Consider the following 2,928-nt stretch of genomic DNA (forward strand, 5'->3'; position numbering starts at 1 on the left):
AAAGGGGATTCTGATATGGTTGCCAATGTCCCAAAAGCTACATTACCTTTTTTGCCACCTTGAGTTAAATCTGCCGATATAGTTTCCCAAGTATCACCCTGGTTTAGGGAACGATGAAGTTTGTTGCTTCCCATGTATAGAATGTCTTGATTATGAGGAGAAAGTAAAATTGGAGATTGCCAGTTAAAACGATACGGAGTTTCGCCTAATTCATGCTTTGGCTGAATGTAGTTGCGTGTTTCATTTTCTAAATCGATTCTAAAATAATTACCGAATTGGTAGCCTGTATAGACAATATTAGAATTGCGATTATCTACTTGTACCTGCATACCATCACCACCCATAATAGATTTCCAAGGGTATTGACCTGTTTGTTGCCATCTTGTATTTTCTTCGGCATTATGTGGACCCATCCAAACACCGTTATCCTGAAGTCCGCCATATACGTTATATGGTTTTTCATTATCTACTGCAATAGCATAATATTGGGCTACTGTTGGCGAATTATTTTTAAACCAATTTTTACCATCGTCATAACTTGTGTTTACACCGCCATCATTTCCATTAATTAAATGACCGGGTAAATTAGGATTTACCCATACCGCATGGTGATCAGAGTGTACGTTATCACCATTTATAGAGGTGTAGGTTTTACCGCCATCTTTTGAAGCAATAATAGGAACGCCAGATAAATAAATAGCATCAGCATTATTTGGGTCTACCGTTATTTGAGCAAAATAATATCCATAGCTATAAAATAAATCGTCTATATAGTTTTCGTTTTGCTTTGTCCATGTGGTGCCACCATCATTACTGCGGTATACTTCTGCACCAATTACAGGAGTGTCAAATAACATTGAGTTTGCGTCTTCTAAATACAGGGCAAGGTCAGTTGGTTTTACGGCATTGCTACGTACCATCTGTTTTACATTGGCAGCTCTGTATTTTTCATGAAAGTTATTAGTCTTTAAAAATTCATTTAAGTCTTTGTCGTTAAGCTCTAAGAATTGTTCTTTTGAGAGTGTTTTAAAGTCATCTTTAGTCAACCCTGTTTGCTTTTCTTTCTTTTCTTTGGATGCGTTTCTTCTAAATTGACTGTCATGTACCGCGTAAACTGTATTGTCATCAAAGACAGCTAAACCAATTCTGCCTACACCTTCACCGGTAGGGAAGCCGCTTGTTGGAGTAGAAATTTTTGTCCAAGTATTACCGGCATCAACACTTTTGTAAATTCCAGAACCTTCGCCATTACCAATAAAATCCCACGCTTTTCTGTCTTTTTGCCATGCCGCGGCATATTGAAGATTATAATTTTTAGGAGAAACTGCAACATCAATTATCCCTGTTTTATCATCAATGAATAAGGTGTTTTTCCAAGTTTTACCACCATCTGTAGTTTTGTATATACCACGTTCTTTATTTGTAGAATATAAATGACCGGTTACACCAACAGTTACTTCGTTTGCATTATCTGGATTAACAACTATGCGACCAATATGGTGAGAATCGCTCAAACCCATATGTTCCCATGTCTTTCCTTTATCTGTAGATTTTAAAATTCCGATACCAGCGTATGACGAACGAGAAGAATTATTTTCTCCTGTACCTGCCCAAATAGTTCCGCTTTGCCAATGTACCGCAATGTCACCCAGGTTTTGCGTTTGGGTTTCATCCATTACGGGAGTAAAAGAATTACCGTTGTTGTTGGTATACCACAATCCGCCTGAGGCGTAGGCTACATAATATTCTGTTGGATTGTCTTCGTTTACGGCTAAATCTACTACACGACCGCTCATTACAGATGGACCTATATTTTTTAGCTGAATATTTTTAACCAACGAATTCGCGTCCATAGCTTTTTTCGCCATTAAAGATGCCTCTACTTTTTGCGATGGGGTTGGTTGAACTTGTGCCGATGCTATAGAAATACTGGCAAATACTAAAAGGTAAAATTGTTTCATTTTCATGTTGTTGATAGTGCTGATGGTAAGTTACTGATTACTTATGCTCTTGACAAACTGAAATCATTTGACTGGAATTTTTATTTAAGTGATGTTTTTAGTTTTTTAGATTTCAATTGTATTTCTTTTTGAGCATTTGAAATGGCGGTTTTTATTTCTGAGTTATGACTGACATTAATATCATTTATAGAATTTAGCGCGTTTAAATACCAGTCTTCCCAAGCGTTAATTACTTGCTCTTCAGCATCAATTGTACTACCTTCTGCAATGGCAGATTTACTCAGTTTTGCTTCTGTTTCTAAACGCGATTTAGCTCGAATTTTAAGGTCGTCAATTTGAGTTTTAGCAAAATTATCAGATGCATTTACTAGCTCTAGTCCGCTCACCAAAGCTGCTGTACCCACATTTTTCATGGTTTTTTGAGAGACCTTATCTATACGGTCGTTATCGGTATGGTAAAATTGGTCTGTAAAGTGCCAAAGTAATAATCCTGGGATATTATTCTGTAAAAAAGGAGTGTGGTCGCTGCCACCTTCAAAAGGGTTGGTTTCTACGATCCAATTGGCATGTTTACCTTGTTCTTTAAAAGTAGAAATTATAAAATCGTTTAGGTAATGAGGTTTCATGTCTTCTAGTTTTAAAACATCACCACCCCATTCGCTGTGTTTGTCTTTTCCGCGAGTCCAAATGGCACTTGGGTCAGGCATTTTTTCAATTAAGAATGTACCGCCAGTTACTAAAGTGTTTTCACCCACCATGTCTAAACTAATGCCCCATTTTATTCCTTTTGCACGTTCACTATCTTCTTGAATATATCGCTGGGTAGAAATGATTTCATCACCCCATAAAAAAGTCATAGTTCTTTTAAAACTAATTTTACCTTCAGCAAACAATTTAGCGGCTGTTTTAGCCATTTCTAACTGTGTACCAACACCTGTAGCATTGTCATTCGCACCAGGTTCTTGAA

2 protein-coding genes are annotated in these 2,928 nt (G+C 37.1%); both read right to left on the reverse strand.

The genetic code is table 11. The features are described 5' to 3' along the window. Positions 1-1,961 (reverse strand): glycosyl hydrolase (locus tag ABJI11_RS17215; RefSeq protein ID WP_348355048.1); only part of this gene is annotated, 1,961 nt, incomplete at its 3' end. An 80-nt stretch (positions 1,962-2,041) separates the two neighbouring features. Then, a partial coding sequence (locus tag ABJI11_RS17220) for a M28 family peptidase (RefSeq protein WP_348355051.1) occupies positions 2,042-2,928 on the reverse strand: 887 nt, incomplete at its 5' end.

Origin of the sequence: Maribacter sp., from assembly GCF_039968975.1 — a bacterium.
GTDB lineage: Bacteria > Bacteroidota > Bacteroidia > Flavobacteriales > Flavobacteriaceae > Maribacter.